Annotated in this window: 25 protein-coding genes; 13 read left to right on the top strand and 12 right to left on the bottom strand. The window is 68.2% G+C overall.

Annotation, left to right across the window (positions count from 1 at the left end):
- Window positions 1–96: 96 nt before the first annotated feature.
- On the bottom strand, window positions 97–636 hold the full coding sequence (locus ACOZBP_RS15565; protein ID WP_422677231.1) for a phosphoribosyltransferase: 540 nt from the start codon (window positions 634–636) through the stop codon (window positions 97–99).
- 16 nt (window positions 637–652) lie between these two features.
- A complete protein-coding gene (locus tag ACOZBP_RS15560) occupies window positions 653–1,519 on the bottom strand; it encodes a DUF3426 domain-containing protein (protein WP_422677230.1) in 867 nt (288 codons plus the stop codon).
- Between the two features lie 74 nt (window positions 1,520–1,593).
- On the opposite strand from ACOZBP_RS15560, the gene ACOZBP_RS15555 reads away from it, so the two are divergent.
- Genes ACOZBP_RS15555 through ACOZBP_RS15540 form a run of 4 tightly spaced genes read left to right on the top strand, consistent with a single transcriptional unit; the run spans window position 1,594 to window position 4,547 of the window.
- Window positions 1,594–2,319, top strand: coding sequence for a cell division ATP-binding protein FtsE (locus tag ACOZBP_RS15555; protein ID WP_422677229.1), 726 nt, complete (start codon window positions 1,594–1,596; stop codon window positions 2,317–2,319).
- A complete protein-coding gene (locus ACOZBP_RS15550; protein WP_422677228.1) occupies window positions 2,316–3,197 on the top strand; it encodes a cell division protein FtsX in 882 nt (293 codons plus the stop codon). Before ACOZBP_RS15555 ends, ACOZBP_RS15550 begins: the two co-directional genes overlap by 4 nt.
- Before the next feature lie 9 nt (window positions 3,198–3,206).
- Window positions 3,207–3,833: a YdcF family protein gene (locus ACOZBP_RS15545; RefSeq protein ID WP_422677227.1), complete on the top strand. Its 627-nt coding sequence runs from the start codon at window positions 3,207–3,209 to the stop codon at window positions 3,831–3,833.
- Window positions 3,834–4,547 carry a lysophospholipid acyltransferase family protein gene (locus tag ACOZBP_RS15540; RefSeq protein ID WP_422677226.1) on the top strand — a complete coding sequence of 238 codons (714 nt, stop codon included), beginning with the start codon at window positions 3,834–3,836 and terminating at the stop codon, window positions 4,545–4,547. It begins immediately after the preceding gene.
- A 25-nt stretch (window positions 4,548–4,572) separates the two neighbouring features.
- Here ACOZBP_RS15540 and hisC read toward each other — a convergent pair whose 3' ends face one another.
- The 3 genes from hisC to ACOZBP_RS15525 are packed head-to-tail and all read right to left on the bottom strand — an operon-like array spanning window position 4,573 to window position 7,459.
- Window positions 4,573–5,676, bottom strand: a complete 1,104-nt coding sequence (hisC, locus tag ACOZBP_RS15535; RefSeq protein WP_422677225.1) for a histidinol-phosphate transaminase — start codon at window positions 5,674–5,676, stop codon at window positions 4,573–4,575.
- A gap of 26 nt (window positions 5,677–5,702) precedes the next feature.
- Window positions 5,703–6,383 carry a hypothetical protein gene (locus tag ACOZBP_RS15530; protein ID WP_422677224.1) on the bottom strand — a complete coding sequence of 227 codons (681 nt, stop codon included), beginning with the start codon at window positions 6,381–6,383 and terminating at the stop codon, window positions 5,703–5,705.
- The gene (locus ACOZBP_RS15525) at window positions 6,383–7,459 is read right to left on the bottom strand and encodes a DUF2125 domain-containing protein (protein WP_422677223.1); all 1,077 of its coding nucleotides are present in this window, start codon (window positions 7,457–7,459) and stop codon (window positions 6,383–6,385) included. Before ACOZBP_RS15525 ends, ACOZBP_RS15530 begins: the two co-directional genes overlap by 1 nt.
- Before the next feature lie 102 nt (window positions 7,460–7,561).
- Here ACOZBP_RS15525 and ACOZBP_RS15520 point away from each other — a divergent pair, with 102 nt between their 5' ends.
- Complete coding sequence (locus ACOZBP_RS15520; protein WP_422677222.1) at window positions 7,562–7,996, top strand: VOC family protein; 435 nt, start codon at window positions 7,562–7,564, stop codon at window positions 7,994–7,996.
- A 3-nt stretch (window positions 7,997–7,999) separates the two neighbouring features.
- On the opposite strand, the gene ybaK is transcribed toward ACOZBP_RS15520, so the two are convergent.
- A complete protein-coding gene (ybaK, locus tag ACOZBP_RS15515; RefSeq protein ID WP_422677221.1) occupies window positions 8,000–8,473 on the bottom strand; it encodes a Cys-tRNA(Pro) deacylase in 474 nt (157 codons plus the stop codon).
- A 200-nt stretch (window positions 8,474–8,673) separates the two neighbouring features.
- Entirely contained in the window at window positions 8,674–11,349 is a 2,676-nt protein-coding gene (locus tag ACOZBP_RS15510; protein ID WP_422677235.1) for an ATP-dependent DNA helicase, read from the bottom strand.
- A 271-nt stretch (window positions 11,350–11,620) separates the two neighbouring features.
- On the opposite strand from ACOZBP_RS15510, the gene ACOZBP_RS15505 reads away from it, so the two are divergent.
- Window positions 11,621–12,583, top strand: a complete 963-nt coding sequence (locus ACOZBP_RS15505; protein ID WP_422677220.1) for an alpha/beta fold hydrolase — start codon at window positions 11,621–11,623, stop codon at window positions 12,581–12,583.
- Between the two features lie 9 nt (window positions 12,584–12,592).
- Here the strand turns inward: ACOZBP_RS15505 and ACOZBP_RS15500 are convergent, their stop codons facing one another.
- Window positions 12,593–13,636 carry a helix-turn-helix domain-containing protein gene (locus ACOZBP_RS15500; protein ID WP_422677219.1) on the bottom strand — a complete coding sequence of 348 codons (1,044 nt, stop codon included), beginning with the start codon at window positions 13,634–13,636 and terminating at the stop codon, window positions 12,593–12,595.
- A gap of 211 nt (window positions 13,637–13,847) precedes the next feature.
- Here ACOZBP_RS15500 and ACOZBP_RS15495 point away from each other — a divergent pair, with 211 nt between their 5' ends.
- Window positions 13,848–14,105: a hypothetical protein gene (locus tag ACOZBP_RS15495; RefSeq protein ID WP_422677218.1), complete on the top strand. Its 258-nt coding sequence runs from the start codon at window positions 13,848–13,850 to the stop codon at window positions 14,103–14,105.
- Here the strand turns inward: ACOZBP_RS15495 and ACOZBP_RS15490 are convergent.
- Window positions 14,102–15,040 carry a pirin family protein gene (locus ACOZBP_RS15490; RefSeq protein WP_422677217.1) on the bottom strand — a complete coding sequence of 313 codons (939 nt, stop codon included), beginning with the start codon at window positions 15,038–15,040 and terminating at the stop codon, window positions 14,102–14,104. The genes ACOZBP_RS15495 and ACOZBP_RS15490 overlap by 4 nt on opposite strands.
- A gap of 142 nt (window positions 15,041–15,182) precedes the next feature.
- On the bottom strand, window positions 15,183–15,671 hold the full coding sequence (locus ACOZBP_RS15485) for an Lrp/AsnC family transcriptional regulator (RefSeq protein ID WP_400548452.1): 489 nt from the start codon (window positions 15,669–15,671) through the stop codon (window positions 15,183–15,185).
- 145 nt (window positions 15,672–15,816) lie between these two features.
- On the opposite strand from ACOZBP_RS15485, the gene ACOZBP_RS15480 reads away from it, so the two are divergent.
- The 6 genes from ACOZBP_RS15480 to ACOZBP_RS15455 all read left to right on the top strand — a co-directional run bounded on the left by ACOZBP_RS15480 (window position 15,817) and on the right by ACOZBP_RS15455 (window position 22,277).
- Window positions 15,817–17,049, top strand: a complete 1,233-nt coding sequence (locus ACOZBP_RS15480; protein ID WP_422677216.1) for a 3-methyl-2-oxobutanoate dehydrogenase (2-methylpropanoyl-transferring) subunit alpha — start codon at window positions 15,817–15,819, stop codon at window positions 17,047–17,049.
- A 125-nt stretch (window positions 17,050–17,174) separates the two neighbouring features.
- Window positions 17,175–18,185 carry an alpha-ketoacid dehydrogenase subunit beta gene (locus ACOZBP_RS15475; protein WP_422677234.1) on the top strand — a complete coding sequence of 337 codons (1,011 nt, stop codon included), beginning with the start codon at window positions 17,175–17,177 and terminating at the stop codon, window positions 18,183–18,185.
- 1 nt (window position 18,186) lies between these two features.
- Window positions 18,187–19,866 (top strand): 2-oxo acid dehydrogenase subunit E2, encoded by a 1,680-nt coding sequence (locus ACOZBP_RS15470; protein ID WP_422677215.1) that lies wholly within the window; start codon window positions 18,187–18,189, stop codon window positions 19,864–19,866.
- A gap of 71 nt (window positions 19,867–19,937) precedes the next feature.
- A complete protein-coding gene (locus ACOZBP_RS15465; protein WP_422677214.1) occupies window positions 19,938–20,225 on the top strand; it encodes a GIY-YIG nuclease family protein in 288 nt (95 codons plus the stop codon).
- 52 nt (window positions 20,226–20,277) lie between these two features.
- A complete protein-coding gene (lpdA, locus tag ACOZBP_RS15460; protein ID WP_422677213.1) occupies window positions 20,278–21,672 on the top strand; it encodes a dihydrolipoyl dehydrogenase in 1,395 nt (464 codons plus the stop codon).
- Between the two features lie 239 nt (window positions 21,673–21,911).
- The gene (locus tag ACOZBP_RS15455) at window positions 21,912–22,277 is read left to right on the top strand and encodes a hypothetical protein (protein ID WP_422677212.1); all 366 of its coding nucleotides are present in this window, start codon (window positions 21,912–21,914) and stop codon (window positions 22,275–22,277) included.
- Window positions 22,278–22,313: 36 nt separating this feature from the next.
- On the opposite strand, the gene ACOZBP_RS15450 is transcribed toward ACOZBP_RS15455, so the two are convergent.
- Together ACOZBP_RS15450 and ACOZBP_RS15445 are read right to left on the bottom strand one after the other, a co-directional pair.
- Window positions 22,314–22,877, bottom strand: a complete 564-nt coding sequence (locus ACOZBP_RS15450) for a hypothetical protein (RefSeq protein ID WP_422677211.1) — start codon at window positions 22,875–22,877, stop codon at window positions 22,314–22,316.
- Window positions 22,877–23,740, bottom strand: coding sequence for a hypothetical protein (locus ACOZBP_RS15445; protein WP_422677210.1), 864 nt, complete (start codon window positions 23,738–23,740; stop codon window positions 22,877–22,879). Before ACOZBP_RS15445 ends, ACOZBP_RS15450 begins: the two co-directional genes overlap by 1 nt.
- Window positions 23,741–23,773 lie beyond the last annotated feature (33 nt).

Below are 23,773 nucleotides of genomic sequence, written 5' to 3'. Positions count from 1 at the left end.
ACACTCAGGAGGCGAACTTCGCCCCCTCCACCATGCTCCGCATGGTCCCCCTCCCCCGCTTCGCAAGGGAGGATCAGGAACGGTCAGCGCCGCGACCTAATCCAGCGCGCAGATGTCGGGCAGGCCGCGCAGGCCGCCCTTGTGGTCCAGGCCGTAGCCGACGAGGAAGCGGTTGGGGGCCTCCCAGCCGACGAAGTCCGGTTCGGGGGCCCGGGCCTCGGGCCAGGGCTTGCGGGCGAAGACGCAGGTCAGGACTTCGGACGCGCCCGCTTCCTTCGTGATGCGAACCGCCTCGGCCAGCGACAGGCCGGTGTCGAAGACGTCGTCGAGGATCAGCACCCGCTTGCCCGCGATGGGTCGCTGGAAGGGGGCGTAGACGTCGATCTTGCCCCGGCTGGTGGTCTCGTCGCCGTAGGAGGCCAGCCACAGGGCGTCGAAGCGGACATTACGGCCTTCACGCGATAGGGCGCGGGTCAGGTCGGCGGCGAACCACAGGCCGCCGGTCAGCAGGACGGCCGCGACCGTTTCATCGTCGATGACAGGGGCGATGCGCCGCGCAAGATCGGCGACGATCGCCTCGATCTCGGATTGCGGCAGGAGAACCGTGGGGGCGGGCGCCGGGTCGTGATCAGCCATAACCGGCGGATAGACCCTAGGCGGGCCTGCTGTCGAGGGGCTGTGCGTCCACAGGCGCCAGATCATAGGCGGTGGCGCGTCGCAGGCCCTCTTCCGGGGCGGGCGGCGGGGCCCGACGCGCCGGACGAACGGCGGCCTGCTCAATGCGGGGCGCGGCCGGGACAGCGGCCTGCTTCTTCCTCGGCTCCATCACGAAATCGACGCCGACGCCGGACGCCTTGCCTCCCGGGTCAGGGATGACGACGGCGAAACCCTGAACCTTGCCCGGCAGCACCGGGGCGGTCTGCAGGCGCACGATGCGGTGCGCGACCTCGGCGCCGGCGGCGTTCAGCAGAGCCACGCGAACCGGGGGGGCGACGACCTCGCTGTCGCGAATATTCCGCAGGGCCCCGGAGACAACCACCTTGCCAGGATCATGGGGCGCTGTCCGCGCCCCGACCGCTTCGAACTCCAACCCGGCCAGGTTCACAGGGGCGCCAACCAACTTGTAGACGGCGGCGGCCTGGGGCCAGGCCTGGACGATGGACAGGCGGAAGACATAGGCAGAACCCAGCAGAGCCAGGAAGACCACGGTCAGGCCGGCCCAGATCGCGCCCTGCGTGGCCGCGCGGCGCATCCTGCGCTGCTGTTCGGCCTTGGCGCGGAACGCGCGGGGCAGTTCAGGCGCCGGGGTCTCGGCCAGGCTGTCGGGCGCGTCCTCCCGCTTGCCGAAGCCGGACTCGGCGACGGCTTCCTCTGTCGAGGACAGTTCGAGGGGCTCATCCTCCAGGGTCGCACGCCAGTCGTGACCGCAGGATTTGCAGCGCACGCGACGGCCAGTCGCGCCGATCGCGTCATCGGGAACAAAATAGCTGGTGGCGCAGGCGGGGCAGGTCAGTATCATGTCGGCTGACTGCGAGGCTCGACGCCCCCTCCTGTCGAGGCGCCCGCAACGCCCCGGTCCAATACGAAACCTGAATGCCAAACTCGACCCGACGCGCCGCCGACCCTGATCCCGCGCCCGACACCGTCCGCCTGCGGGGCGTGGGTTTCGGCTATGCGGACAGACCCGACGTTCTGCGCGACATTAACCTTAGTCTGACGCAGGGCTCTTTCCACTTCCTTACCGGGCCGTCCGGCGCGGGAAAGTCTTCGCTTTTGCGGCTGATGACCCTGGCCGAACGGCCACAGACGGGGCGAATCAGTCTGTTCGGCCGCGAGGTCGCCGACCTGCCGCGCGGCGGCGTGCCCGCCTTTCGACGTCGGATGGGCGTGGTGTTTCAGGATTTCCGCCTGCTGGACCACCTGACCGCGTTTGAAAACGCGGCCCTGCCCCTGACCCTGGCGGGCGGCAGGACCGCAGACCACGCCGCCGACGTGGCCGAGATGCTGCGCTGGGTCGGCCTGGGTGATCGCATGGACGCCCTGCCCCCGGCCCTGTCGGGCGGCGAGAAACAGAGGCTGGCCATCGCCCGCGCCGTCATCACCCGCCCCCGCCTGATCCTGGCCGACGAGCCGACCGGCAGCGTCGACCGGGCCATGGGCGAAAAGCTGATGCGGCTGTTCCAGTCGCTGAACAGGCTGGGCGCCACCGTCCTGATCGCCAGCCACGACGAGGCTCTGGCCGAACGTGTCGGCGCCACGGTGCTGCGGCTGGAGAACGGGCGGCTGAGACAGATGGAAGCGGCGGGAGAGGCCGCATGATCCGCGCCCTCTTCTCCAGAGGCCCCGGCCTGCTGTCGCGCGAAGCGGGCGGCGAGCGCTGGCTGATCGTGGTCATCGCGGTCCTGTGCTTCCTGGCCTCCATCGCCGCAGTCGGGGCTCTGGCCGCCGACCGGGCCGCCCATGGCTGGGCGCGTCAGCTGCGGGCCGAGGCCACGGTCCAGGTGCGCCCCCGCGTGGACGAGACCGGCCCCACCGCCGCGGCCCGCGCCGCCGAGACCCTGGCCGGGGTTGCGGGCGTGGCCGAGGCCGAGGCCATGGACAGGAAGGCCGCCGAGGCCCTGCTGCGGCCCTGGGTCGGCGAAGCGGCCCTGCCCGACCTGCCCCTGCCCTATCTGGTCACCGTGCGGCTGGACCCGAAGAACCCGGCCAGCGCTCCGACCCTGAGCCGCGCCCTGGCCGAGGCCGGACTGGACGCCACGGTCGACGACCACAGCCTGTGGCGTGGCGAGGTCGAGCGCTCGGCGGGCGTCATCACAGCTCTGGCGGGCGCCGCCTTCCTGCTGATCGCCACCGCGACGGCGGCGGCCATAGCCTACGCCACGCGGGCCGGCATGGCGGCGCAGGCCTCGGTGATCGAGACCCTGAGTCTGAACGGCGCCTCGGACGGCTATGTCGCCGGCCTGTTCCAGCGGCGCTTCGGCGGGCTGGCGGCGGCCGCTGGCGCCATGGGCGCGGGCGCGGCCGCCCTGTTGCTGGCCCTGCTGCGGCTGATCGGCGGCGAGGGCGGCCTGACTTCCGCCCTGCCGCTGGCGTTCAGCGACCTGCTGATCCTGATCGCCTGTCCTCTGCTGGCCTTCGGCGTCGCCCTGCTCGCCGCCCGCTTCACGGCGCTGGCGAAGCTGGGCGCGCATAGCTAGTTAAGCGTGATGAAGTTCATGACGCTGATCGCCGTGGTGGCGCTGATGTGGCTGGTGGGGCTGTTCGCCTTCGCCGAGCGCGTGCGCGGCCTGACGCCGGCGCCCGAGCCTGCGCGCGCCGACGCCATCGTCGCCCTGACCGGTCCCTCGGCCGAGCGCGTCAACGCGGCCATTCGTCTGCTGGAACTGGACAAGGGTCGCCGCGTGCTGATCTCGGGCGTCAATCGCGACGTGCGCCGCCAGGAACTTCGCGCCCTGACGCCCGGCTCTTCCAAGCTTTTCAACTGCTGCGTCGACCTGGGCTTCGAGGCCGAGAACACGGTCGGCAACGCCCAGGAGATCGCCGCCTGGGCCCGCTCCAAGAACTATGACAGCCTGATCGTCGTCACCTCCGACTACCACATGCCGCGCAGCCTGCTGGAGATCCGCGGCGCCGCGCCGGGGGTCAGGCTGACGCCCTATGCCGTCTCGACGCCGTCTCTGGACAACACCCGCTGGTGGCGGGCCGCCGTCACCGCCCGGCGGATGACGCTGGAATACATGAAATACCTGGCCGTGCTGGGCCGCGAGGGGATGCACCGGCTGACCGGCGACCACCCCGAACGCGCAGCGCCGCCCCCGCCCGAGGCCGGCTGAATGACCACCATCCGTTCGCTGATCTTCGTCGCCTGGCTCTATCTGTCGATGGTGATCTTCGCCGTCGGCCTGTCGCCCGCCCTGCTGATGCCGCACGGCGCCGCCGTCTGGGTCATCAAGTCCTGGTCGAAATTCGTCCTGTTCGGCCTGCGCTGGATCGCCGGGATCAAGGTCGAGGTGCGGGGGCTGGAGCATCGCCCCACCGGCTCGGCCCTGCTGGCCTGCAAGCATCAGGGAATGCTGGACGTCATCGCCCCCTTCTCCTTCCTGGACGACACCTGCTTCATCATGAAGAAGGAGCTGATGATCCTGCCCTTCTTCGGCTGGTTCGCCTGGAAGACCAAGATGATCGCCGTCGACCGTTCGGCCCATTCCAAGGCGCTGAAGGACATGGTGCGTCAGGCGCGCGCCCGTCACGCCGAGGGTCGGCAGATCCTGATCTTCCCCGAGGGCACGCGCGGCGAGATCGGCGCCGCGCCCGACTACAAGCCCGGCATCGCCGCCCTGTACCGCGACCTGAACAGCCCCTGCTGGCCCATCGCCACCAACTCCGGCGCCTATTGGCCGGCGCACGGCTTCCGCCGCTATCCCGGCACCATCGTCTTCGAATTCCTGCCGCCCATCCCGGCGGGCCTGAAGCGCGCCGAGTTCATGGCCGAGCTGGAAAGCCGCATCGAGACGGCGTCCAACGCCCTGCTGACGCCGAGCCGCTGAGGCCCGGCGCCAAGGCGCCGCCGGATCAGCTGGCGGCGAACTCGCTGAGGGCGTCGATCACGGCGCGATTCTGATCTTCCGTGCCGATGGTGATGCGCAGGCAGTCGGGCAGACCGTAGCCGCCGACCGGACGCACGATGATGCCTTTCGAGTTCAGGTAGTCGTTGGCGGCGAGCGCGTTGCGCTTGTCGTCCGGGAAGCGGATCAGGACGAAGTTGCCGGCCGAGGGAAAGACCTCGAAGCCGAAGCCGCGGATGGCCTGGGTCAGGCGCGGACGCCAGTCCAGCACCAGATCGCGGGAAGCCTTCTGGTGCGCCTCGTCGCCGAGAGCCGCGGTGGCGGCGTCGAGGCCCGGCACCGAGACGTTGAAGGGCAGGCGGATGCGGTCGATGGCCTCGGCCACCGCCAGCGGGGCATAGCCGAAGCCGATGCGCAGGCCGCCCAGGCCGTGGATCTTGGAGAAGGTACGGGTGACGACGATGTTGGACGCGTCGCGAGCCAGACCGAAGGCGGTCTCCCACTCCGGCTCGACCACGAACTCGGCATAGGCCTCGTCCACCACCAGGATGATGTGCGACGGCAGGGCGGCGTGCAGGCGGCGGATTTCCTCGCCCGAGTTCCAGCTGCCGGTCGGGTTCGACGGGTTGGAGACGTAGACGATGCGGGTCCGCTCATCGACCTGTTCGAGGATGGCCTCGACCTCGGCCTTCATGTTCGGCTCGGGCGCCAGCTTGACCTCGGCGCTGCAGGCCATGGCCGAGATGCGGTAGGCGAGGAAGCCGTACTGGCCGGTGACGATGTTGTCGCCGGGCTGCAGATAGGTCTGGTTCAGCAGGGCGAAGACCTCGTCCGAGCCGTTTCCGAAGATCAGACGTTCGCCCTCCAGACCGTGATAGGCGGCCACGGCGTCGCGCAGCTTGCCCGCGCGGCCGTCGGGATAGACGTGGATGTTCTTCAGCGCGGCGGCATAGGCCTCGCGCGCCTTTTCGCCGGCGCCCAGGGCGTTTTCGTTCGACGACAGCTTCATCGGCTCGGCGAAGCCGGCGATCGAGCCCTTGCCGCCGACATAGGGGGCGATGTCGAGGATGCCGGGCTTGGGGGCGGGCGCGGCGTTCGTCGCGTCGGTCATGGGCGTCATCCTCGGAAAAAGCGTGGTCAGTAAACGGGGGCGGCGCCGATGACGCCGCTCATCTGGCCGGGGGCGTCGATCAACCGCCCGTCCTCGGCCTGCACATAGCCTGTCAGGACGAACAGCTTCAAGCCGCCGCCCGTCGCCAGGGGCGCGGCGATCAGACCCGCCTCGCCCAAAGCCGCGATGATGCGGGCGTCGGAGGCCGGGCTGTCGGTAACCCAGAAGGTGCGGTCGTCGCCGGTCGGGCCGGGGGCCTCGGTCGAGACCAGCAGGGCGCGCGGCGAACCGGCCGCATCGTCCGGCAGGGCGGCGACGACCCTGAGCATGGGCAGGGCCAGCAGCCTGCCCCACCAGGGGCGGGCGCCGAGGTCGATCAGGGCGCGGCCGCCCTGACGCGCCGTCGCCAGCGCCTGGTCCGGCTCGGCGACCGGACGACCGATCAGGCCCCAGCGGTCGGCGGCCAGGGCCTGGGACAGCGGTCCGCAGGTCGACAGCGCCGGGCCGGTCGCGGCCTCGATGCGGCCGAGGACGGCGCGCAGGGCCGGACGCTCGGACGGGGGGACATCACGCAGAATCTCGCGCAGGGCGATGGCGTCGGCGTCCGCAGAACCGCGCGCTCCGGCGCTGATTCGGGCCCGGGCCGCCGCGATCAGGGCGCGGTCCAGGGCCAGACGCTCAGCATCCTCGGGCGGCTCGACCAGCATCAGAACAGCTGGGGCGCCGGAGCCAGGGCGAAGGGGCCGAGGTAGGCGCGCCCGCCCTTGAAGTTCAGCACCAGATCGACGGCCTGACCCTGCTCGCCCGTTCCGCCCTGGGGCGTGGCGGCGGCGGCGCGGGCGGCGGCGGCGCGGTCCATCGCCCCGCCCTGACTAGCCCCGGCCAGACCGACGATGGCGGCCAGGGGCTTTTCGGCGCGCAGGGAGACCTCGCCTTCCAGACGGCCCTTGTCGTCGGCGAAGAGCGCCGGACTGGACAGGAAGGTCTTGCTCTCGCCTGCCTCCAGCTGGCCCTTGATGTCGATGAAGCGACCACCCGAAGCGGTCCAGGCCGACAGCAGGCCCTGCGCGTCGGCGCCCTTGAGCGCGCTGGCCTTTTCGATCACGGCCTCGACCTGGGCGTTCAGCCTGCCCGACTGGGTCAGGCCCTCGATGGGACCGTTCGTTCGGCCCTCGCCGTCCACCAGACGGAACAGGACGTCGACGTCGTCGGTCGGCGCGTTCGAGCCGGCCATGTGGGGCCGCATGTAGAACTGGATCAGCCCGGCCTTGGCCAGGGGGAAGGGCTCGGCGTCCGGCAGGGCGGTGAAGACCGGCTTGGCCAGTTCCACCACCACATTGGGCCAGCGCTGGGTCAGGCCGTGCAGGCTCATGCGGATCATGTCGGCGCGGACCGCCACCTTGCCCTTGGCCCCGCGCGTCAGGACCATGCCGTCGGGCGCGGCGATGACCCATTTGGTCGGGTTGTAGGCGTTGGCCTCGGCCACGATCTCGGGCGCGGCGACGGCGTGACCCGAGGGGGCGACGACGTCGACGTGCTTCATCGCCACCCGCGCCCGCAGCGGCCAGCCGGTCGTGGAGAGCCCTGCGTGCTTCACGGTCCAGCCCGACTGCTCCAGCCGGGCGATGCGGCCCTCCAGCTTCTTCTCGATCTGCTGGGTCAGGACGAACCACCAGCCCGTCCACAGGGCCAGGCCGATGAAGACGATGGCGAAGGGGATGATCAGCCCCTTGCGGCTGTGGCGGACAGGGGCGTCGTGGCGGGCGGCGGGAGCGTCGGTCATGGTCGGGCTTTAGCAGGCCGCGCGACTGCTGACACGCCCTGGCGGCAGGAACGAGCCAATCTGTCGTCCGTTCGAATCGCAGCCTGACAGGAGACGAGGACCATGGAGACGCAACAACTTCATCGCGGTCGGCTGATCGACCATCTGCAACTGGTGACGCCCGACCTGGAGGCCAGCCGCCGCTTCTACGGCGCGGTGCTGGAAGCCCTGGGCGTGCCGATCGGCGGCGAGGCTGAACGCTTCTTCTGGGCCGACGAACTGTTCGTCTCGGCGGTGGACAGCATTGCTGCAGCGGGACGACCGACCGGGCGCTGCCATCTGGCCTTCCAGGCCCGGGACCGGGCCATGGTCGAGGCCTTCCACAAGGCGGGACTGGCGGCGGGCGGGACCGACAACGGGGCGCCGGGCGAGCGGCCCTATCACCCCGGCTACTACGCCGCCTTCCTGCTGGACCCGGACGGCAACAACATCGAGGCCGTCTTCCACGGCGAGGCCGAACGCTCCGCCGACAGCGTGGTGGTGACCTTCGACGGCTAGGACTCAGGCCGTCAGGTCGGCCAGTTTCGCCCCCGCCGCCCGCGCCGCCTCGTCCGGCGTCAGGCCCAGCAGCAGGCCGCGCTGGCCCCCGTTGATCAGGATGCGGTCGAACAGGATGGCCGTCTCGTCCATCACGGTCGGCACGGCCTTCCTCTGGCCGAAGGGGCTGACGCCGCCGACCTTGTAGCCCGTCAGGCGTTCGGCGTCGGCGGGCTTCATCATCTGCGCCGACTTGGCCCCGAGGGCCGCCGCCAGCTTCTTCATGCTGACCTCGCAGTCGGACGGGACGATGACGCAGGCGGGCCTGGCGTCCGCCAGGGTCATCAGGGTCTTGAACACCTGCTCGGGCGCCCAGCCGAGGGCCTCGGCCGCCTGCAAGCCCACGCGCGGCGCGTCGGGATCGTAGGCGTAGGGGAAGAGGTCGAAGGCGACGCCCGCCTGGGTCAGGGCGAGGGTGGCGGGGGTGGTCTTGGACATGCTTGGATGCATAGCCCCGCCCTTCTCTTTCGTCATCCTCCGGCAAGCCGCGCAGCGGCGCTGACCGGGGGACCCAGCGGCGCCCAAAGGGCGAAAAGGCCGCGCACCGCGCTCGCATTCGAGATCGCCTTCGGCGCCGCTGGGTCCCCCGGTCTCGCTTCGCTCGCCGGAGGATGACGAAAGGGAGGGGAGCGGAGGCTTTAGCCCGCTTCGGGATCGAGAAAGCTCTTGGTCAGCTCCACCGCCTCGGCCAGGCCCATGCGCTGGACCTCGGTTCCAGGCGGCAACCCCGCAAACAGCCGCGTCGGACAGGCGGCGTCCAGCATCAGGAAGACCCCCTTGTCGTCGGCCCGGCGGATCAGACGGCCGAAGGCCTGAGCGATGCGGCCGCGCGCCAGGGCGTCGTCGTAGCCCTTGCCGCCGAAGCGTTCACGCCGCGCTTTATGCAGCAGGTCGGGACGCGGCCAGGGCACGCGGTCGAAGGCCAGCACGCGCAGGGACCGCCCCGGCACGTCCACCCCGTCGCGCACCGCATCCGTGCCGAGCAGGCAGCTATCCTGTTCGGCGCGGAACACGTCCACCAGCGCCCCGACTTCCAGCGGATCGACGTGCTGGGCGTAGAGAGGAATACCGGCCTTGGCGAGATCAGGCCCCAGCCGCTCATAGACGGTCTTCAGCCGGCGGATGGCGGTGAACAGGCCCAGCCCCCCGCCGCCCGCCGCCAGGAACAGTTCGCGCATGGCCGCCGCGATCTGGCGCGGGTCGTCCTTCATCAGGTCGTTGACGACGATGATGCGGCTGTTGGCGGCGTAGTCGAAGGGGCTGTCCACCTTCAGCGTCCGCGCCGGTTCGATCAGGCGAGCCGCGCCGCTGCGCATCCGGGCCAGAGAAAACGGATCCTCGGCCGCCGGGTCCGACAGGGTGGCCGAGGTGATCAGCACGCCGTGGGCCGGCATGATGACGGCCGCTTCCAGCGGCACGGTCGGGTCGATCCAGTGGCGACGCAGGGCCACGTCGTGAATGCGGCCGAAGGCGGCCTCGGCGCTCAGCCAGTCCACAAAGTCGGGATCGGGTTCGTCGCCGCCCTCCTCCAGCGCCGCCAGCATGGAGCGCCAGCCGGGCAGGGTCATGCGCGCGCGCCGGTCCATGCCGCGCAGCGCCCCCTCGATGCGGGCGCGGGCGGCGCCGTCCAGCTCGGCGGCCTCCTCGTCGAGGATGTCCTCGAGGTGGCGCGACAGGGCCAGAAGCGGCGCCTCGACGGCGGCGATGGCGCGGGCGGCGGCGCGGGCGGCCTCCAACACCGGCTCGGTGGCGGGGCGCAGGGCGCACTCCATGCCGAACTCGGTCCCGCCGCTTTCCTGACTGCGGGCGCGCAGTTGTTCCAGGGCGGCGACCAGGAAGGCCTCGATCGGGCCGATGGGGTTGATCTCGCCAGAGGCCGGGGCGATGCGGCCCGAGACGCCCTCGCCCGGCAGGGCGGCGGCGGCGATCATGGCGTCCTTCAGGGCCTTGGCCGCGGCCTCGTTGTCGGCGCACAGGTCGCCCAGACGCTGTTCCAGCCCGCGCCCGCGACGACCGCGTCCCTCGGGGCCGCGGATCCAGCGGCGCAGTTCGGCGGCTTCCTGACCCGACAGGGCGGCGGAGAAGGCGCTGTCGGCGGCGTCGAACAGGTGGTGGCCCTCGTCGAAGACGATGCGTTTCAGCGCCGCCGTCTCGCCGTCCTGCTTCTGGCCGCGCGCCGAGCGGGCGCCGTCGAAGGCGGCCTGGGTCATGACCAGGGCGTGGTTGGCCACGACCAGATCGGCGCGGCGGCTGGCGCGGATGGTCTTCTCGACGAAACAGAGGCGGTAATGCGGACAGGCGGCGTGGACGCATTCGCCGCGCCGGTCGACCAGATTGGCCGGGCTGGCCTGATGGCTGGGGGCGGCGGCGAACAGGCCGGGCAGCCAGCCGGGATAGTCGCCGCCGGTCATGTCGCCGTCGCGGCTGTGCGCTGCCCAGCGGGCGGCCAGCCCCATGCCGATCAGGTCGCCGTTCCCCAGCTGGGCCGCCTGCATCATGTCCTGAAGGTTCAGCAGGCAGAGGTAGTTTTCGCGGCCCTTGCGCACCACCGTCTTCTTGCGGCGCTCGGCCTCGTCGGGCCACAGGGCGCGGCTTTCGCGGTCGATCTGGCGTTGCAGGGCGCGGGTATAGGTCGAGACCCAGGCCGCGCCCGAATTGCGCTCGGCCCACAGGCTGGCGGGGGCCAGATAGCCCAGGGTCTTGCCGGTGCCGGTGCCCGCCTCGGCCAGAAGGACGCGCGGGCGGCCCTCCTCGTTGCGCGGCGAAAAGGCGTAGGCGGCCTCGGCGGCGTAGTCGGACTGGGCGGGGCGGGTCTCATCCAGACCCGAGGCCTGAAGCAGCTTGTCCAGACGGATGCGGGCGCTCTCGGAATCGACGGGGGCCGAGCCGGCCTCGCCGCGCGGGGCCTCGTCCTCCCACTCCTGAAGGCGGGACCAGACGTCCAACCCCGTGCCGCGCTCGCGCCGGTCGCGTAAGGGACCCGCCTGAAGCGCGGCCAGCACGCGCGCGCCCCAGGACCAGCCCGCCCGGTCCAGCGTCCCGGCCAGGGTGAAGGCGTCCTCGCGTCCCGGATAGGCCGGGTCGGTCAGTTCATTGAGCAGGTCGGCGGCGGCGTCGCGCAGAGCCTGGGCCTGAGCCTCGGCCCCCTTGGGCTCGGATCGGCCGAGCGCCAGCGCCAGCCCCGACGGCGAGGGCGCGCAGAACCTGGCGGGGCGCACGAAGGCGTAAAGCTCCAGCACGTCCAGCATGTCGGTGGAGCGCGGCGGGGGGCTTAGGCCCAGACGACGGGCGGTCAGGCTGGCGTGGGCGATCATGACGGGGCCGCCGGTGAAGACGCCCTCGGCCGCGCCGCGCCCGATCTTCCTCGCCCCAGACGCGTCGCATACCGCGCCCGCGCCCGGCGGGGTGGCCAGGGCAGGCGGCAGCTCGGCCCAGACTGGAGCCGCAGACTGGACGATGAAAGGGGCGGAGACGTCGGTCACACCCGATCCATAGCGCCCCGCGCCGCGAAACGGAACGGGAACGTTGGCCCCTCTCGCCAGAGACTGAAAAGGCGATAGGCTGGCTGCAAACGGAGGACCGCCCATGCAGACCCGCCGCATCGCCACCGACGGCCTGACGCAACAGGTGATCGAAGCGGGCGAAGGCCCCCTGGTCCTGCTGCTGCATGGCTTTCCCGAACTGGGGATCAGTTGGCGGGCCCAGGTTGAGGCCCTGGCCGAGGCCGGTTTCCACGCCGTCGCCCCCGATATGCGCGGCTATGGCGGGACCGACAAACCGGCCGACGTGGAGGACCATACGATCCTGCATCTGGTCGGGGACATGGTCGATCTGGTCCGGGCGCTGGGGGAGGATCAGGCCGTGGTCGTCGGTCACGACTGGGGCTCGGCGGTGGCCTGGCACTGCGCCCTGATGCGGCCCGACCTGTTCCGCGCTGTAGCCGGTCTGTCGGTGCCCTTTCAGCCGCGCCGCCCAAAGGGACCGCCGACCGCAGCCATGGCGGCGATCGCCAGGCGGGCCGGTCTGGGCGACCTCTACATCAACCGCTTCCAGTCGCCGGAGGCCCATGTCGAACTGGACGCCGATCCGGCGACGGCGCTGAGAAAGATGTTCTGGGCCTATGACGGCGCCACCGCCGACGCGGACCAGTCGACCGGCTTCCTGCCCGAGGGTGTCAGCCTGCTCGACAGCATCGCGGACCAAGCGACCCTGCCGCCGTGGATGAGCGAAGCCCATTTCGCCGAGTACGTCGCCGCCTTCGCCGCCTCCGGATTCAAGGGGCCGCTGGACTGGTATCGCTGCCTCGACCGCAACTGGGCCCTGGCCGCCTTCCTGCAAGGCCAGAAGATCGCCCAGCCCGCCCTCTTCATGGTCGGCGACCGCGATCCCGTCCGCCACTACGCCGGTCCCCACGAGGCGGCGCAGAAGGACTGGCTCGGCGACCTGCGCGGCCAGATCGTCCTGCCCGGCGCGGGGCACTGGCTGCAGCAGGAACGGGCGGAGGACGTCAGCGCGGCGCTGATCCGCTTCCTGCGTGACCTGGACTGAGCCCGGCCCCTAGCCCACGTCGGGAATATCCTGCAGCGCCTTGAGCCACTGCACCAGAATGTCGTGGCGGATGGGGCCGTCGGTCATCGAGACGTCGCGCGGCGTCGACAGGGGCTCGACCTCGGAGGGGGAATAGCCGAAGCGCGCGCGGAACTGACGGCTGAAATGGGAGGGCGAGGCGAAACCATAGGCATAGGCGATGTCGGCGATGGTCGGGGTCGGCCCGCTTCTCTGCCTCAGGGCGCGACGGGCGTGGTGCAGCCGTCGATCCTGAATGTAGCGGTTGACCCCGCCCTCCTCGTCAAAGGCGCGATAGAGGGAGGTGCGCGATACGCCCGCCGCCCTGGCGACGGCGTCGCTGGCGACCGCTGCGTCGCCTGCCGTCAGTCGCTCTTCTATGAAGGCCTTGGCGACCCGTCGCACCGAGCGTTGCAGCGCCGCGACGTCCGAGGGCGCGAGGCGCGCATCAAGGCCGGTGACGCGCGCCGCGACCAGCAGAGCAGCCTGAATGGCCGCTTCGACCTCTTCACCCGTCAGGCTGGCGGCCAGCTGATCCAGACTGGTGAGGTGGGCGGTCAGCAACCGCGCCCCCGGCGCCTCGGGCGGGATGACCGTGCCGTGGGCCTCCCTGGCGAACAGACAGGCGGGAACGGCGGTTCGCGGCGCGATCAGGGTGGTGACGTCGATCAACTCGAGCCGGGACGCCGCCGGGCGCGAAAGATCGCGCAACTGGACGGCGCCGGGGGCCGCGCGGATCGACCGTCCGTCCGCGTCGCCGACCACCGCGGCCCGATTGATCAATAGATTCAAGCCGTCCACATCCGAGCGGCGCAATGTCGCAGCGCTTCGCGACAGGGTCTGACGAACGGACTGGCCCTGCCCTATGGCTCCGCCTTCGGTCAGGGTCGTGCGAGTGTTGTTGTAGAAGCGCCGCCGGTCATGGTCGCTGACCCCGGAGATCTCGTAAAAGTCAGCCATACCATAGACATAGCGCTCGAAGGCGTCAGGCACGGTCGAGGTCGAAACCTCCCAGGCAATGGAACGCGAGGTCATGACGCCGTATCCTCGGGCGGGTCAACACACCCGCAAGCCTAGCCGAAATTCACGACCTGGGGAAAATCCATTTCAGGGGGCGGCCCCGCTCTTGCCTGAGCGTCCCAGATTCAGAGATTTCCAGACATTCACAGCCCGTAATCCGGACCCTATCCAGACGCGGCGCGTTTGGCAGCGCACATCCAGCGCGTTCGGCGCCACAGGGACGATCATGACGAGACGTTTGCGGATCGCCGTGCTGGCGACGGCGATCATTCTGACGCCGCTGGCAGCCAGCGCCAAGGCCCCGATCGACGACCGCTCCACATCGGCCAGCTTGGGCGAGCCCCTGCCGCGTGACGACGCATCGCCGCTGGAGCCCTTTCCGGCCCCGATCCACTGGGCCATGATCGCGCTCGGCGTCGCCTTCGGCGGGGTCGCCGTCTACATCTACCGTCGCCGAGGCTTCGACGTGGACGCGGCGGACTAGACCGGTTCGGTCGGCTTGGGTTCGACCGGTTCCGGCGCGCGCGTCGCCTGGGCCGGTTCGTCCGGCAGGGGGATGAACTCCAGCGCGTCCTCGGCGGGCAGGCTCATGCGGCCCGCCTTCCAGTCGGCCTTGGCCTGATCCAGACGGGTCTGGGACGAGGAGACGAAGTTCCACCAGATCAGGCGCTCGCCAACCGGCTCGCCGCCCAGGACCATGACGCTGGAGGGGGCCAGAGCGGTGACGGTCGGCTCGGCGCTGGCCGACAGGACGACCATCTGACCTTCGTGGAAGGCGCGGCCGTCGACCTCGATCCGACCCTTGGCCACGAACAGGGCGCGTTCGCTGTAGCCGCCCTTGGACTTCGGCGGCGGCGGGGCGGCGCGAACGCCCTCGGCCATCTCCCAGTGGACGTAGAAGAGCGGCGACTGGACCGGGGTGCCGGCCTTCTCGCCGAAGGCCTCGCCCGCCACCAGACGCGCGAACAGGCCCTTGTTCTCATAGGTCGGCTGGGCGTCCTCGCCCAGGTGGGTGAAGGAGGGGGCGATCTCTTCCTTCTCGGTCGGCAGGGCGACCCAGGCCTGCATCCCGTGCATGGCCCCCCCTTGCGCCTTTTTCAGCGGGTCGGTGCGTTCGGAATGGACGATGCCGGAACCGGCGGTCATCCAGTTCACCTCGCCGGGACGGATGGGCTGGGTGTAGCCCAGGTTGTCCCGGTGCATGATCTCGCCCTCGAACAGATAGGTCAGGGTCGACAGGCCGATGTGCGGGTGCGGCCGCACATTGATGGCGTCGGCGCCCGGCGCGAACTCGGCCGGTCCCATCTGGTCCAGGAAGATGAAGGGGCCGACCATCCGGTGCGAATGGAAGGGCAGGACGCGCCCGACCTCGAACCCGCCGAGGTCTTTCCTGCGCGCGTCGATCACCAGTTCGATCATGTCGGCCTCCCTCTCCTCCCCATTTCATGGGGAGGTGGCGCGGACGCGGAGCGTCCGTGGCGGAGGGGCTTCTTGGCGTCCCGCAGCGGCCCCTCCACCACTGCGTGGTCCCCCTCCCCACTGCGTGGGGAGGAAAACAGGGTTAGCTGACGTGGGGCGTTATGATGCCCAGCGGCAGGGTGGTGACGTTCTTCACGCCGCGCGTGACGATATGGCTGGCGCAGTCGGAGACGATGCCGAGCGTCAGCAGCTTGTCACGCAGGAACTGGTCGAAGGCGTGCATGTCGGAAGTGATGATGCGCAGGACGTAGTCCTCGCGGCCCGTGATGGTGGCGCACTGGACCACTTCCGGCCAGTTGGCGACGGCGGATTCGAAGATGTCCAGGTTCTCGCGCGAGGGCAGGCTCAGCTTGACGATGGCGTAGACTTCGAAGTCCAAACCCAGCAGGCCGGCGTCCAGAAGCGTGACCCGCTTGCGTATCAGGCCAGAGTCCTCCAGTCTCTTGATCCGGCGCCAGCAGGGCGAGGCCGAGAGGCCGACGCGATCGGCGACCTCGGCGACCGACAGTCCCGCGTCCTGTTGCAGGATGTCGAGGATGCGGGCGTCGATAGGATCAAGTTCATCAGCCAAAGGCGTTTCTCCAAAAGGGGATTTCACGCAATAAAATACCCCAAATTAGCTTTTGGCAAGGGTATTTTTAGGAAGGCCAACAGAGACGCGCCATGCTATGCCCTCTTCATAGAGGAAACGCGGTCGGATTAACCGGACGGGACGCATGATGAAGAACACGCCCACGCTGTCGCTGCGCGTGCCGGAGCCTTCGGGCCGGCCCGGCGATGCGCCTGATTTCAGCCACTTGCAGTTCGATCCCGCCGGCGCGGTAAGCCGGCCGGAGGTGTCGACCGCCCCCTATGACATGCGCGACCATGCCTTCCGGCTGGTCCGCGTGCTGGACGACGAAGGTCAGGCCGTCGGGCCCTGGGACCCGAAACTGGACCCCGAGACTATGCGTCGCGGCCTCAAGGCCATGATCCTGACGCGCGCCTTTGACGAGCGGATGCACCGCGCCCACCGCCAGGGCAAGACCAGCTTCTATATGAAGTGCACCGGCGAGGAGGCCATCGCGGTCGCCCAGGGCATGATCCTGAGCCGCGAGGACATGGGCTTTCCCACCTATCGTCAGCAGGGGCTTCTGATCGCGCGCGGCTATCCGCTGGCGACCATGATGAACCAGATCTATTCCAACGCCGAAGACCCGATCAAGGGCCGACAGCTGCCGATCATGTATTCGGCCAAGGACTATGGCTTCTTCACCATCTCCGGCAACCTGGGCACCCAGGTCCCGCAAGCCGTGGGCTGGGCCATGGCTAGCGCCTACAAGGGCGACGACAAGATCGCCATCAGCTGGATCGGCGACGGCGCCACGGCGGAAGGCGACTTCCACAACGCCCTGACCTTCGCCTCGGTCTATCGCGCCCCGGTCATCCTGAACGTGGTCAACAACCAGTGGGCCATCTCGTCCTTCATGGGCATCGCCGGGGGTCTGGACACGACCTTCGCGGCCAAGGCCATCGGTTATGGCCTGCCGGCCCTGCGCGTGGACGGCAACGACTTCCTGGCCGTCTGGGCTGCGACCCAGTGGGCCGAGGAGCGCGCGCGCACCAACCAGGGCGCGACCGTGATCGAGCTGTTCACCTATCGCGGCGCCCCGCACTCGACGTCAGACGACCCCAGCCGCTATCGCCCCGGCGACGAGGCCGAGAAGTGGCCGCTGGGCGACCCGATCGCGCGCCTGAAACAGCACCTGATCGTGCTGGGCGAATGGTCGGACGAGCAGCAGGTCGCGGCTGAAAAGGACGCCGTCGAGCAGGTCCGCGCCGCCGGCAAGGAATCCGAAGCCATCGGCACGCTCGGCCAATCGCGCCCCAGCGTGAAGACCATGTTCGAGGAGGTCTATGCGACCGAGGACTGGCGCCTGATCGAACAGCGCCGCGAGGTCGGAGTCTGACCATGACCCAGCAAACCTTCACCGACGCCGACCGCAACGACGGCCTCGAACCCGACATGGTCGATCAGAACAATGCCCCCAAGTCGGAGGCGCCGAAGCCGGCGCCCAAGGCTGGCGTCGTGCCGATGAACATGATCCAGGCCCTGAACTCGGCCATCGACGTCAAGATGGCCGAGGACCCGAACGTCCTGTCGTTCGGCGAGGACGCGGGCTATTTCGGCGGCGTCTTCCGCGTCACCGACCAGCTGCAGCAGAAGCACGGCCTGACCCGCAGCTTCGACGCCCCGATTTCGGAGTGCGGCATCGTCGCCGCCGCGATCGGCATGGGCGCCTATGGCCTGCGCCCGGTCGTCGAGATCCAGTTCGCCGACTACATCTATCCGGCCTATGACCAGATCGTCTCCGAAGCGGCCAAGATGCGCTACCGCTCGGGCGGTCAGTTCACCTCGCCGATCACGATCCGCAGCCCCTACGGCGGCGGCATCTTCGGCGGCCAGACGCACAGCCAGTCGCCGGAAGCCCTGTTCACCCACATCGCGGGTCTGAAGGTTGTCATTCCGTCCAACCCCTATGACGCCAAGGGCCTGCTGACCGCCGCCATCGAGGACGACGATCCGGTCGTCTTCTTCGAGCCCAAGCGCCTCTACAACGGCCCCTTCGACGGCTGGCACGAGAAGCCGGTTTCGCCGTGGAAGACCCAGGAGCTGGCCCAGGTTCCGACCGAGAAATACGCCCTGCCGATCGGCAAGGCCCGCGTCATGCGCGAAGGTTCGGACGTCACCATCCTGGCCTATGGCACCATGGTCTGGGTGGCGCTGGCCGGCGCCGAGCACGCGGGCGTGGACGCCGAGGTCATCGACCTGCGCAGCCTGGTGCCGCTGGACATCGAGACCATCGAAGCCAGCGTCAAGAAGACCGGCCGCTGCGTCATCGTGCACGAGGCGCCCAAGACCTCGGGCTTCGGGGGCGAGCTGTCGGCCCTGGTTCAGGAGCGCTGCTTCTATCATCTGGAAGCCCCCATCGCGCGCGTCACGGGCTGGGACACCCCCTACCCGCACGCCTTCGAGTGGGAATACTTCCCCGGCCCGCAACGCGTGGCCGACGCCCTGAAAGCCGTCATGTCGGGAGGCCGTTGATATGGGTCGCTTCGTCTTCAAGCTGCCCGACGTGGGCGAAGGCACCGCCGAGGCCGAACTGGTCGCCTGGCACGTGGCGGTCGGCGACAGGGTCGAGGAAGACCAGATCGTCGCCGACATCATGACCGACAAGGCCACGGTGGAAATCACTGCCCCGGTCAGCGGCAAGGTCCTCGCCATCCACGGCGAGCCCGGCCAGATGATCCCCGTGCGCGGCCCCCTGGTCGAGTTCGAGGTCGAGGGCGCCGGCAATGCCGAAGAAGCCCCCTTCCCCCTTGATGGGGGAAGGGCTGGGGATGGGGGTGAAGCCGCTGCTGTCGTCACCGCTTCTGCCGAAATCACCCCCACCCAACCCTCCCACATCAAGGGGGAGGGCTCGCAAGAGTCCACTCCGGCCGCCGCCGGCGCCAACTATGTCTTCAAGCTGCCCGACGTGGGTGAAGGCACGGCCGAGGCCGAGCTGGTCGGCTGGCACGTCAAGGTCGGCGACGCGGTCGAGGAAGACCAGATCCTCGCCGACATCATGACCGACAAGGCCACGGTCGAGATCACCAGCCCGATCAACGGCGTGGTCGTCGCCCTGCACGGCGACGCGGGCCATCAGGTCCCCGTCGGCGGGCCTCTGGTCAGCTTCAAGGTCGAGGGCAAGGGCAATGTCGCCGCGGCTCCGGCTGCCGCGGCGGCCCCCGCCGCCAAGGCCGAGAAGGCCGCGCCCGCGCCGGTCGCCAAGCCTGCCGCAGCCGCACCCAAGGCTGACGCCAAGCCCGTCCCGGCCATGACCGGCCGCCAGCCGGGTGAGCGCGCCCTGGCCTCGCCCGCCGTGCGCAATCGCGCTCGCGATCTGGGCATCGACCTGGCCTTTGTGCCGGGCTCGGGTCCCGCCGGCCGCATCCAGCATGAAGACCTGGACGCCTTCGTCTCGCGCGGCGGTTCGCTGCCCGCCGCCGCCGCCGGAACGCCCTCCTCGACCTACGCCCGCGCCGAAGGCGCCACCGAGACCAAGATCATCGGCCTGCGCCGCAAGATCGCGGAGAAGATGGCCGAGAGCGTGCGTCGCATCCCGCACATCACCTATGTCGAGGAAATCGACATGACGGCGGTGGAGGAACTGCGCGCCCACCTGAACGCCACCAAGGCCAAGGACCAGCCCAAGCTGAACGTCCTGCCCTTCATCGCCCGCGCCATCGTCGTGGCCCTGCGCGACCAGCCGACGATCAACAGCCATTACGACGACGAGGCCGGCGTCCTGACGACGCACGCCCCGGTCCACCTGGGCATCGCCGCCCAGACGGCGAACGGCCTGATGGTGCCGGTCGTCCGCCACGCCGAGGCGCTGGACCCCTACGCCACCGCCCTGGAAATCGCCCGCGTCTCGGGCGCCGCCAAGGACGGCTCGGCCAAGCGCGAGGAGCTGTCCGGCTCGACCATCACCATCACCTCGCTGGGGACGCTGGGCGGGGTGGTTCACACCCCCATCATCAACCACCCCGAGGTCGCCATCGTCGGCCCGAACAAGATCGCCGAACGCGTGGTGGTCAAGGACGGCCAGATGGTCGTGAGGAAGATGATGAACCTCAGCTCCAGCTTCGATCACCGCATCGTCGACGGCCACGACGCGGCGGTCTTCGTGCAGCGCATCAAGGGCCTGCTGGAGCACCCGGCCACGCTCTGGATGAACTAAGAGACCCAGCACCTTCCTTCCGCTCATCCCCGCGGAGGCGGGGACCCAGGCTTTAGCTTCGGACCCCGCCCTTGGCCTTTTTCACCTACATCATGGCCAGCCGACGGAATGGGACGCTCTATACGGGCTCGACAGACGACATTGGTCTGCGCGCCTGTCAGCACAAGGAACGGGCGGGGTCTAAGTTCACCGCCGAGCACGACGTCGAAAGGCTGGTCTGGTTCGAGACCCACGAAACCCGCGAGGCGGCGTTTCGACGGGAGCGGCAGATCAAGAAATGGAACCGCCAGTGGAAACTGCGGCTAGTTGAAGAAATGAACCCCGGCTGGCGCGATCTCGTCGAGACGCTGAGCGCATAGCCAAAAACCTGGGTCCCCGCCTCCGCGGGGATGAGCGGAAGTTGTTCGGATCATGCAGACCCTCAAAACCAAAGTCCTGATCATCGGCGCTGGCACCGGCGGCTATGTCGCGGGCATCCGTTGCGGCCAGTTGGGGCTGGACACCGTGCTGGTGGACGGCGGCGACGGCCTGGGCGGCACCTGCCTGAACGTCGGCTGCATTCCGTCCAAGGCCATCATCCACGCCGCGGGCAAGTATGAAACGGTGCTGAAGGCCGCCGGCGACGGCGCCCTGGGCATCACCGCGTCGGCCCCGGCCATCGACCTGTCCAAGACGGTCGAATGGAAGGACGGCATCGTCAGGAAGCTGAACGCCGGCGTCGCCGCCCTGCTGAAGAAGGCCAAGGTCAAGGTCATCAAGGGCTGGGCCGAGTTCACCGACGCCAAGACCTGCCGCGTCGAGACCGCCGACGGCCCCATCCTGATCACCGCCGAACACGTCATCCTGGCCACGGGGTCGGAGCCGGTCGAACTGTCCTTCCTGCCCTTCGGCGGCGACGTCATCTCCTCGACCGAAGCCCTGAGCCTGCCGGAGGTGCCCAAGAAGCTGGTCGTCGTCGGCGGCGGCTATATCGGCCTGGAACTGGGCATCGCCTTCCGCAAGCTGGGCGCCGAAGTGGCCATCGTCGAAATGGCCGACCGCCTGCTGCCGCTCTACGACAAGGCCCTGACCGACCCGGTGCAGAAGTGGCTCGAGAAGCACGGCGTCGCGCTGTTCCTCGGCGCCCGCGCCGGCGGTTTCGGCGACGGCAGGCTGAACGTCACCGACAAGGACGGAAACCCGATGCAGCTGGACGCCGACAAGGTGCTGGTCACCGTCGGCCGTCGTCCGCGCACCCAGGGCTGGGGTCTGGAGACCATGGGCGTCGCCATGGACGGCCCCTTCGTCAAGATCGACAAGCGCTGCGCCACCAGCATGAAGAACGTCTGGGCCGTCGGCGACCTGACCGGCGAACCCATGCTGGCGCACAAGGGCTCGGCCCAGGGCGAGGTCGTGGCGGAAATCATCGCGGGCCATGACCGCGTATTCGATCCCGTGACCATCGCCGCCGTCTGCTTCACCGAGCCGGAAATCGTCTCGGCGGGCCTGGGTCCGCAGGACGTCGAGGGCCGCGACGACGTGATCCAGGCCGTCTTCCCCTTCGCCGCCATCGGCCGCGCCCTGGCCATCGAGGCCGGCGAGGACGGCGGCTTCGTTCGCGTCATCGCGTCCAAGACCGACCACCGCATCCTGGGCATCCAGGCCGTCGGCCAGCACGTGTCCGAGATGTCCAACAGCTTCGCCCAGATGCTGGAAATGGGCGCGGTGCTGGAAGACGTGGCGGGCGTGATCCACGTCCACCCGACCCTGGGCGAAGCCTTCCACGAGGCGTCGTTGCGTGCGCTAGGGCACGCCATTCATATCTAAGCCTCCTCCCTTCTCCCCTTGTGGGAGAAGGTGTCGTGCGGAGCATGACGGATGAGGGGTGACGACGGCGCCGCTTGATCGCTCAGGCGCCGCCGATGTTCTTGAATTCTCTAAGACCGGCGCTGACACCCCTCATCCGAGCGCCTCCGGCGCCCACCTTCTTCCTCAAGGGGAGAAGGAACTGCCTCGCTTGCCCGACGCCGACGAAAGTCCGACCCTCCCGCAAACGGGAGGCTTTGATGAGCGCCGAGACCCATTACCTGGCCGTCTTCACCAGCGACAAGACCGGCCCCAAATGGCGGGCCTGGCGCGCCATGAGCGAGGCCCAGCAGGCCGAGACGGCCCGCCTCGGCGTCGCAGCCGTCGCCGAGTGGGAGGCGGCGCACCGCGAGGTCATCGTCTATCAGGGCGGCCCGCTGGGCCCGACCAGGCGCATCGGCGACGACGGCGAAGTGACGGACATGGTCAACCTGCTGACCGTCTTCATGGTGGTGCGCGCCGACAGCCACGAGGCGGCGACCCGCCTGTTCGAGGGCCACCCGCACATGAGCATCTTCGTCTGCGACGGGGTGGAGGTGATGCCGGTGCTGGGGATCGAAATGTAAGAGTTGCTAGAGAACGGAACTATCAGGGCATCAAATTTAACGAGCTCCCTTGGCATGTTCAATAAAAACGGCGCAGAAAAAATAAACCGAAAGCAAAGAAGCTAAAAATTGAAGGAGAGCGTAAATTTGCAGTGAGACAAAAACAAAAAACACCGTCGCCGTAACTGGATCAGCGATATCATAAGCAAGTTTTTTTGAATCCGACCCTTCTAGGAAGGAAAAAATAAGCACGGAAAGAGAAGCAATAAGGGCACAAAAATGGACAAATCCATTCCACGACATAATGAACAGCGCCTTTTCCCAAGGACCAGTCACTTTATCCGGAATCGCCGACCCTGCCTCAGCCAAAAAAGAGACAAATTTCTGGGTCGGAACAGCAAACACAATGGTAAGAGCAGCTATAGTGAAGCCGAAAACCATAAAATTATAGTTTACAAATACTTCCATTATATCAGGCGCAATAAATCCTCTGTATGCTCGGCCATGAGTTACAATAATCAGGCCACAAAGCATCGCAAGCCATAGATGCGGAGACTTCAATATTGCTCTTGCATGCGGCCGCACATACCGAGAAAAATAGAGATCAGTTCCAGCTACCATTAACCTCTCCTGGGACGTCTGCGAATCATAGCCCCAAGCATGGCAAGAGCGGACAGTATATTGGCGCTCCCGCTTGTATCAGTATCCACCGATCCTCGTTCAAATTTGACATGATCATCCGAACGGATTGTGGTGGTCCCAGCTTCTCCGGGTCTTTGCCCCTCCACCACCGCCCGCTCGACGTGTGACATCTCGCCGTCGACCTGACTTGTGACGACAGCTACGATGCCATCGTCACGGCGTAAGCTTTCACTGCGGGGAGCGACAGCCTCTACAGATATTCGTTTCGCATTTGAATCAGCCGCAAACTCGTGAAGCCGGTCCGCTTCGTCCGACCAGTCAATGTTCGGGCGAACCAGATCGAGCCTTACCGACTTGATACGTTCGAGCTCCGAAACCTCTGCCGCGAATGATCCAGCATATTCCGGCGCAGCGGTCAGGTTAAGTTGCTTATAGCCTTCGACATTGTCGCGGAGGACTGCCTGTACAGCAGCAATGAACTCATCTGCCTTTGGACCACCTCGAACGTACTCGAACAACAACTTTCGCGCCTCTGGGAGAACGGCACCGTGGGAGGCGACTGCGAAGCGATCATTCCTGCCCAGCCGATCCTCGTGTTCTTCTAGGTTAGCTTCATTGAAGCGCAAAAAATCGCGATCGTCTTTCACCCACAGGACGCGAAAGAAGAGTCCACCCTCCAAATTCTTCGGATACGAAACAAAAATTCTCTTGGCACCAACCTCCACCAATAGCTTGGTTTCATCGACGGCTTTAAGCGCCTCGAATAGGTCACGGTACCCTGCCGGAGCCTTGTGACTGTGAAGCGCATATTCGTAAACGCGCCGTGCAACTTTCCTAGCCATTGGCCCCCCAATTTTTGCCTAACCTAGGCTGTA

The organism is Brevundimonas sp. NPDC058933 (assembly GCF_049315965.1).
Taxonomy (GTDB): domain Bacteria; phylum Pseudomonadota; class Alphaproteobacteria; order Caulobacterales; family Caulobacteraceae; genus Brevundimonas.
The sequence above is the reverse complement of the archived record's forward strand: the minus strand, read 5'-3'. Positions and strand labels throughout refer to the sequence as shown.

Excerpts from the sequence above, each read along its gene's own strand:
- ACOZBP_RS15565 (WP_422677231.1), bottom strand. The coding sequence starts at position 636 with ATGGCTGATCACGACCCGGCGCCCGCCCCCACGGTTCTCCTGCCGCAA.
- ACOZBP_RS15560 (WP_422677230.1), bottom strand. The coding sequence starts at position 1,519 with ATGATACTGACCTGCCCCGCCTGCGCCACCAGCTATTTTGTTCCCGAT.
- ACOZBP_RS15555 (WP_422677229.1), top strand. The coding sequence starts at position 1,594 with ATGCCAAACTCGACCCGACGCGCCGCCGACCCTGATCCCGCGCCCGAC.
- ACOZBP_RS15550 (WP_422677228.1), top strand. The coding sequence starts at position 2,316 with ATGATCCGCGCCCTCTTCTCCAGAGGCCCCGGCCTGCTGTCGCGCGAA.
- ACOZBP_RS15545 (WP_422677227.1), top strand. The coding sequence starts at position 3,207 with ATGAAGTTCATGACGCTGATCGCCGTGGTGGCGCTGATGTGGCTGGTG.
- ACOZBP_RS15540 (WP_422677226.1), top strand. The coding sequence starts at position 3,834 with ATGACCACCATCCGTTCGCTGATCTTCGTCGCCTGGCTCTATCTGTCG.
- hisC (WP_422677225.1), bottom strand. The coding sequence starts at position 5,676 with ATGACCGACGCGACGAACGCCGCGCCCGCCCCCAAGCCCGGCATCCTC.
- ACOZBP_RS15530 (WP_422677224.1), bottom strand. The coding sequence starts at position 6,383 with ATGCTGGTCGAGCCGCCCGAGGATGCTGAGCGTCTGGCCCTGGACCGC.
- ACOZBP_RS15525 (WP_422677223.1), bottom strand. The coding sequence starts at position 7,459 with ATGACCGACGCTCCCGCCGCCCGCCACGACGCCCCTGTCCGCCACAGC.
- ACOZBP_RS15520 (WP_422677222.1), top strand. The coding sequence starts at position 7,562 with ATGGAGACGCAACAACTTCATCGCGGTCGGCTGATCGACCATCTGCAA.
- ybaK (WP_422677221.1), bottom strand. The coding sequence starts at position 8,473 with ATGTCCAAGACCACCCCCGCCACCCTCGCCCTGACCCAGGCGGGCGTC.
- ACOZBP_RS15510 (WP_422677235.1), bottom strand. The coding sequence starts at position 11,349 with ATGATCGCCCACGCCAGCCTGACCGCCCGTCGTCTGGGCCTAAGCCCC.
- ACOZBP_RS15505 (WP_422677220.1), top strand. The coding sequence starts at position 11,621 with ATGCAGACCCGCCGCATCGCCACCGACGGCCTGACGCAACAGGTGATC.
- ACOZBP_RS15500 (WP_422677219.1), bottom strand. The coding sequence starts at position 13,636 with ATGACCTCGCGTTCCATTGCCTGGGAGGTTTCGACCTCGACCGTGCCT.
- ACOZBP_RS15495 (WP_422677218.1), top strand. The coding sequence starts at position 13,848 with ATGACGAGACGTTTGCGGATCGCCGTGCTGGCGACGGCGATCATTCTG.
- ACOZBP_RS15490 (WP_422677217.1), bottom strand. The coding sequence starts at position 15,040 with ATGATCGAACTGGTGATCGACGCGCGCAGGAAAGACCTCGGCGGGTTC.
- ACOZBP_RS15480 (WP_422677216.1), top strand. The coding sequence starts at position 15,817 with ATGATGAAGAACACGCCCACGCTGTCGCTGCGCGTGCCGGAGCCTTCG.
- ACOZBP_RS15475 (WP_422677234.1), top strand. The coding sequence starts at position 17,175 with ATGAACATGATCCAGGCCCTGAACTCGGCCATCGACGTCAAGATGGCC.
- ACOZBP_RS15470 (WP_422677215.1), top strand. The coding sequence starts at position 18,187 with ATGGGTCGCTTCGTCTTCAAGCTGCCCGACGTGGGCGAAGGCACCGCC.
- lpdA (WP_422677213.1), top strand. The coding sequence starts at position 20,278 with ATGCAGACCCTCAAAACCAAAGTCCTGATCATCGGCGCTGGCACCGGC.
- ACOZBP_RS15455 (WP_422677212.1), top strand. The coding sequence starts at position 21,912 with ATGAGCGCCGAGACCCATTACCTGGCCGTCTTCACCAGCGACAAGACC.
- ACOZBP_RS15450 (WP_422677211.1), bottom strand. The coding sequence starts at position 22,877 with ATGGTAGCTGGAACTGATCTCTATTTTTCTCGGTATGTGCGGCCGCAT.
- ACOZBP_RS15445 (WP_422677210.1), bottom strand. The coding sequence starts at position 23,740 with ATGGCTAGGAAAGTTGCACGGCGCGTTTACGAATATGCGCTTCACAGT.